Source organism: Oribacterium sp. HCP3S3_B9 (genome assembly GCF_052064255.1).
Lineage (GTDB): Bacteria > Bacillota > Clostridia > Lachnospirales > Lachnospiraceae > Oribacterium.
Window position 1 is genome coordinate 1 of the sequence record NZ_JBQHVY010000070.1, and the last position, 671, is coordinate 671.

At 62.3% G+C, this 671-nt stretch carries 2 protein-coding genes; both read right to left on the reverse strand.

What is annotated here, in order from left to right:
• Positions 1 to 120 precede the first annotated feature (120 nt).
• Positions 121 to 477 carry a hypothetical protein gene (locus tag ACTNC3_RS11455; RefSeq protein ID WP_441085750.1) on the reverse strand — a complete coding sequence of 119 codons (357 nt, stop codon included), beginning with the start codon at positions 475 to 477 and terminating at the stop codon, positions 121 to 123.
• Between the two features lies 1 nt (position 478).
• Positions 479 to 671 (reverse strand): hypothetical protein (locus ACTNC3_RS11460; RefSeq protein ID WP_441227514.1); only part of this gene is annotated, 193 nt, incomplete at its 5' end.

Sequence of the window (671 nt, forward strand, 5' to 3'; positions counted from 1 at the left end):
GCCCAGCTTTAGTTGTTTGGGTTGGGTTGGGTTGGGTTGGGTTGGGGGAGACGTAACATTTCTGTACGTACGACGGACGTACGCCGTAACGTACGACGTACATACAACGCGACATGCACCTCATGACGCGCCGCCCTTGATGGCCCGGAGCTGCGCCCTTTTAGCCCTCCACTCAGCGACCCGCTGACGCTCACTCTCACGCCTCGACTCAATATCAGCCCTGCTCGGATTGATCTGCACCCAGTCGTGGAACTGCCATCCGCCCTCCACCTCGTCCCACAGTCCAGCCTGGACGAGGGTTCTTGCGTCGGCAGGTCTGGCTCCGAGTGCGGGTAGCATCCCGGCCGGGACATGGCCGTCGGTGAGATGATCGGCGCACCACGATCCGGCGATCACCCACAGCCCCATCGCCCGCAGTCCCGCCTGATGTCGTTTCGGGTGGGAGTGTAGTTTGTCATCGACGCGCATCCACGCCATGTCAGGGCTCCTCTCTGAGTCGTCTCGATGCTCTGCGCGGGTCGCCCTTGCATGCGACGATCAGATACTGATGCAGTCGCGCGAACGGCTCCACGTAGCCCTCGTGAGGAGGTATGCGGGCGACGATCTTCTCGGCGATGACTTGCTTGCCGCCGCTGTAGGGCATGGGGGGTTTCATCCGTCCACCTCCTGGA